Below are 4,998 nucleotides of genomic sequence, written 5' to 3'. Positions count from 1 at the left end.
AGTACTTCAATAATAAATAATTTAGCTTATATAAATAAAAAACAACAAAAAATAATTTTGAAATGGAAGCTCAAACGAGCTAAAAACAAAATTAAAAATATCTGAAAAAGCAACAATAAATTTGCCAATATTAGCTTATACACATACCCATTTAAAAATTAATAATAAAAACAAGAATTTTATTATAAGCAAAAGAGGAACTGTACAATTTAATTTAAAAAAGGGAAATTATAATATTTCTGTTGGTTACAAAGCCCCACTATTTTATTATATAAGCTTAATTGTCACAATAATAAGTTGGATTATCCTATTTACTTTTTATTTTTTAAAAAGCACACCCCCACCGACCAAAGCTAAGGATGTATTCCGTTAATAAAAAATGAACCCCAGCAATTAAGTTGGAGTCCATGAGTGAGGTGGATTGACTAAGTCCACCAAAAAGAGTGATGAGTCTTTGCGACAAACCACTATATCCACTTATATATTAACACGCTATATAATTAATGTCTAGTATCTGCTATACTGATTACTGGCTGCAGTGCAGGTTTGACCACTTGAATTAAACTGTAAGCTGGGTGGTGCCGTCAAGTTGACAATCACTATATCTGCTACTTTAGTTATTCAACTATTTATCATTTATTTGATATTTAGAGATAACAAAAAGTAGGATTACAGTACTAGGACTTGTCCCTAGTGCTTTACATAATAAAAAACACACTTTCACCGCCTAAAGCTTGAGTATGTCCTATCTGTTTAGGGGGCTTTTACACCCTATTTATATTTTAAATTAAGAAAGGAATGATTGCAATGGCAAGTTATCAGAAATATCATACGAAGCATGGCTACCTTTGGCGGTATCAAATTTCTCAAAATGGTAAGCGAATTGGCCAACGAGGATTTAAATCTAAAGCGGAAGCTCGAATAAGCGCACAAAGAGCAGAAGAAAAAATGTGCAAAGGTATTGTTGATACAAATCAAACATTTGATGATATATATCAGCTTTGGTTTGACAGCTACAAGCTAACAGTCAAAGAATCTACGTGGGCTACTACAAAACGCATTTTTAACGATCATATCTTACCTGTTTTTGCTGATAAAAAATATCTAGTATCGACACAGCTTTTTGCCAATCAGCTGCTAATAGTTGGTTTAAACACCCCTACGCACAATACAAAAGATACTTTAACTACGCTTCAAAAATACTTGATTACTCCGTTAAGCTTAAAATTATCTCCTCAAGCCCTGCAAATGCTGTAATAATTCCACAAGCACGACATCAAAAAATCAATAAGCGGGATCCTAAGCAAGAATACTACACCAAGAATGAGTTACGTCAGTTTTTAAAGTGTGCATATGATTTTGACAATTATCAGGCGTATACGTTTTTTAGACTGTTAGCTTTTAGCGGCATTCGCAAGGGCGAAGCCTTGGCGCTTGATTGGAACAACGTTGATTTTAAATCAGGAAAAATTAAAATAAATAAAACACAATCAAATGGTGACAACCGTCTAGTTGTCCAGACTACTAAAACTGAAAATTCAGATCGAGAAATCTATATAGATAGCAAAACTATTTCTATACTCCATCATTGGAAGCAAGAGCAGCGTATCAAACTATTTGCATTTGGATTTAATTCAGACACGCCTAATCAGCTAGTATTTGCTTCAGCAAAAAATGAGATGCATAACCCTAATAAGCCACGTGTTTGGCTACACCAAATTTGCAGAAAGTATGTGATTAAAACCATACCAATTCATGGGTTTAGGCATACTTATGCCACACTGGCAATTGAGGGTGGAATACAGCCAAAGCAATTACAAGAACAGCTTGGCCCATTCGGATATTAAAACAACTTTAGATATTTACACCTCAGTTACTAGAAATCAAAAACAAGCCACAGCTCAACAATTTGTGAAGTTCGTAAATTTTTAATGCACCAAAATTGCACCACGAAAAACAGAAAGGCTGTTAAATCAATGATATTTGGTTATATAATCAAGCCCAGTATGCCCAATCAGGTGTTTCTAAATGCTATTAAATCTTCCTAAATGTTGATTTAATAGCATTTTTGTTTACGTGTTTTTCTATATTTTTATTAGTTCTAGTTTCTCAGTGCACATGAAAATACACAGTAACTGACCAAGCGAGTATCATCTTAAATTGTAATAGAACCAAACTTGATCAACAACACTACATACTACATCGAGTCATCCATTACAATCAAATAGCTAAAGTTACCGTAACGATTATGTCAGAATAAACTTTGGCTATGGAATCCGGATATTAATTTTTTAAATCAGAACTAAAATTGGTTGCTAAAAATTCATTCATAATTAATAATCAGTGATATTCTCTCAAATAAGAGTGTTATTTGAAATCCTTCAAGAATTTCGGCTCAAATTATTAGCGGAATTAGCTTCATTGGTGGCGGAACAATCTTAATCAGAAAAGATCAACTCAGTGGATTAACAACCGCCGCTGGAGTCTGGGCAACCGCGGCAATTGGCATGACCGAAAGGGCTGGTCAGTATTTTGTTGGTGTTGCAGCAACAATTCTCTTGGTAATTATTCAATTTGTTTTTCACGATGATTCTTTATTCAATAAACTTATAAAAAGTGTACACATTAGATTACCAATCACCGTTTTAAATCAGTCTGAAGTCTTGACGAAAATTAAAGATCTTTTAAAAAATTTAGGTGCTCAAAATCTAAGTTTACGAATTGTTGGAATTAATCATGATAAATTAGAAATTAGCGTAAATTTGATTCTTAAAGCTCCCATAAAAAAGAAAAATTAATTCTAGATTTACAAACAAGTTCATTCGTTTTAAAAGTAGCAATTTAGATACCCAATTATAATTTTACAAAATCGAGAAGTCTCATTAAGTTGACAAATTCTTAAACTTTTTTGCAACTGGAAATTATAGACATCACTTTCTGAAAATGATAAATCAGCTACGCTAAGATCTTTTTCAGCTGATCAATTAAATCTGATTTTTGGTTTCCCATTAATTGATAAAAGAACGGTTTTAATTCATCTGAGTTAGCAATATAACGCACTTGACTGTTCTCAAGTGCAATTTTTATGATCGACTTAGTTTCTTGAGAATTCCAACTTTTTATTTTTTTCATTTTCGCAATAATTTTATAAGTCCGTGCAAATGAGCCACTGTCTTCTAAAGCAAGAATCAAATTAGTCTTGTTTCGTTCTTCAACCAACTCTCTGCTATCATTTGCAATTACTTCATTTTGACAAGAATAATATCTTCTTTCCAATTGCTCGTTTTTAGCAGTTCGTTCAATAATATCTTTCACTAAGCGGTCTAAGGCGTGATTTGGCGTATAGTCGGCTGGCGCAAAATATTTAATCCTTTTATCACGCATCATTTTATAAACTTTACTTTTATCATTGCTTTTCACATCATAAACTCCAATCGAATATCCACCCCGAGAATTAACTAGTTTCATGCAGGGGACATCAGTATCACTATCACCAATATAAATCATATTTCTAAATGGGACTTTCAGCTGAGCTGGTGAAAAATGATCATTTACCCGCTGATCATTCAGATCAAGTAAACCTTTTTCAATTCGAAAAAGAAATTGTGTCTTATTTGTGTAATTAACCGCTTGGGCCGGCCAAATTGCCACATCATCTCGATCAAATAAAAATGAACTGGCAAAAATTTTTTTAAACTTTCTGCCAACCTTAGTACCTTCGATCATCTCTTTTAAACCCGATGAAATAATATAATGTTCAACTTTTACACCAACCTTATCACCATAGTCTTGAATTCGATCAAACCATTCTTCAACTCCGGGAAATAGTTGAACTTGCGATCCATATTTCATTAAAGCTTGACGAGTAAATAAAGTTTTTCCCGCTGCCTTCTTCATTTCATACATCCAAGCTAAGTTTTGATCCATTTCTGCTTGTTTGGCAAGATTATTTGATTCATTCCAAAAAGACTTAACATTATACCCAACTGACTGAATAAATCCTTGTGCTTGCATATCATCAGGTGACAATGTTTTATCAAAGTCATAACATATTGCTACTACTGGTTGCTTTTCTGCTATATCCAAAATTCAACCCCTCAATCTAAATTTCAAATGCAAAGTGTTTGATTCGAATAAATCTAGTATTGTTTAATCAAGTCAGGCTGTAAATCCCGTGACTTTGGGCAACAGTGATTGACTTATCACTGTATAATTACACATTTTCACCTCAATTTCACCAAAGCTATTCTTTTTAATCTTGAAAAACTTAAAATCGGCAAATACCAAGGAAAAGAATTAATATTATGTTAATTGCAATCAGTGTCAGTTTACTTCATTAAGTGCTAATCAAATAATTTAATTAGTACTTTAATGAAATAAAAAACCCAAGGTAAAAATTAATTTGCCTCAGGTTTAAAATAACTGCTTTAAACTATGAATTTAAATAATACTGAATATGGCTCTTTAAATACTGTAGGAGCTCAGCCTCATTTTGAAACTCATGCGGGCCTCTTTGACCATGCAGACGTAAAGAAATCTTATTGATTTTGATTCGACCAGTCCATGTATAGGTATGCTCAACGATGAAACGATTATTAAGCTTATTTTTACCAAATTTTAGCACGTATACCTTTTCTGGAACAATCAGCGGATTGACGTGCTCTTTTTTATAATTGATGTGGTTCGCTTGCAAAAAATTTTTTGTTTTTCGTAGCATGTCATCCCTCCTCACCTTCAAAATCCATTATTAAAACTCTCAAGTCTTAACTTCATTACTAACATTATAAACATCAATAGTCTAAGTAGCAATCGTTTTAATTATAAAAAAAAGTCCACCTCCACAGATGGACAAGCAATAATATCAGCATCACCCGTACGGGGATCGAACCCGTAACTCCGCCTTGAGAGGGCGACGTCTTAACCAATTTGACCAACGGGCAAAATACTCTTATTATTATACATTAAAAAAAAACTTTGTCAATCTTATTTTCTCCTGAG

The 4,998-nt window shown here is 33.0% G+C and carries 5 protein-coding genes and 1 tRNA gene; 3 read left to right on the top strand and 3 right to left on the bottom strand.

Annotated features, from left to right (window positions below; genetic code table 11):
- The first annotated feature begins 807 nt into the window (after positions 1-807).
- The 3 genes from ON15_RS11980 (at position 808) to ON15_RS11230 (ending at position 2,798) form a co-directional block, all read left to right on the top strand.
- Complete coding sequence (locus ON15_RS11980; protein WP_235720430.1) at positions 808-1,257, top strand: N-terminal phage integrase SAM-like domain-containing protein; 450 nt, start codon at positions 808-810, stop codon at positions 1,255-1,257.
- Entirely contained in the window at positions 1,200-1,847 is a 648-nt protein-coding gene (locus ON15_RS11975; RefSeq protein WP_328285373.1) for a site-specific integrase, read from the top strand. The genes ON15_RS11980 and ON15_RS11975 overlap by 58 nt, the downstream gene beginning before the upstream one ends.
- A gap of 540 nt (positions 1,848-2,387) precedes the next feature.
- A complete protein-coding gene (locus tag ON15_RS11230; RefSeq protein ID WP_081580164.1) occupies positions 2,388-2,798 on the top strand; it encodes an MgtC/SapB family protein in 411 nt (136 codons plus the stop codon).
- 157 nt (positions 2,799-2,955) lie between these two features.
- Here the strand turns inward: ON15_RS11230 and ON15_RS04800 are convergent, their stop codons facing one another.
- The 3 genes from ON15_RS04800 to ON15_RS04790 all read right to left on the bottom strand — a co-directional run bounded on the left by ON15_RS04800 (position 2,956) and on the right by ON15_RS04790 (position 4,940).
- On the bottom strand, positions 2,956-4,086 hold the full coding sequence (locus tag ON15_RS04800) for an HAD family hydrolase (RefSeq protein WP_010580345.1): 1,131 nt from the start codon (positions 4,084-4,086) through the stop codon (positions 2,956-2,958).
- A gap of 346 nt (positions 4,087-4,432) precedes the next feature.
- Complete coding sequence (locus ON15_RS04795) at positions 4,433-4,717, bottom strand: hypothetical protein (protein WP_010580344.1); 285 nt, start codon at positions 4,715-4,717, stop codon at positions 4,433-4,435.
- Between the two features lie 150 nt (positions 4,718-4,867).
- Positions 4,868-4,940 (bottom strand) — tRNA-Glu (locus tag ON15_RS04790).
- Positions 4,941-4,998 lie beyond the last annotated feature (58 nt).

It is taken from the genome of Liquorilactobacillus vini DSM 20605, assembly GCF_000255495.1.
Lineage (GTDB): Bacteria > Bacillota > Bacilli > Lactobacillales > Lactobacillaceae > Liquorilactobacillus > Liquorilactobacillus vini.
This window is presented reverse-complemented; position numbering and strand designations above follow the sequence as displayed.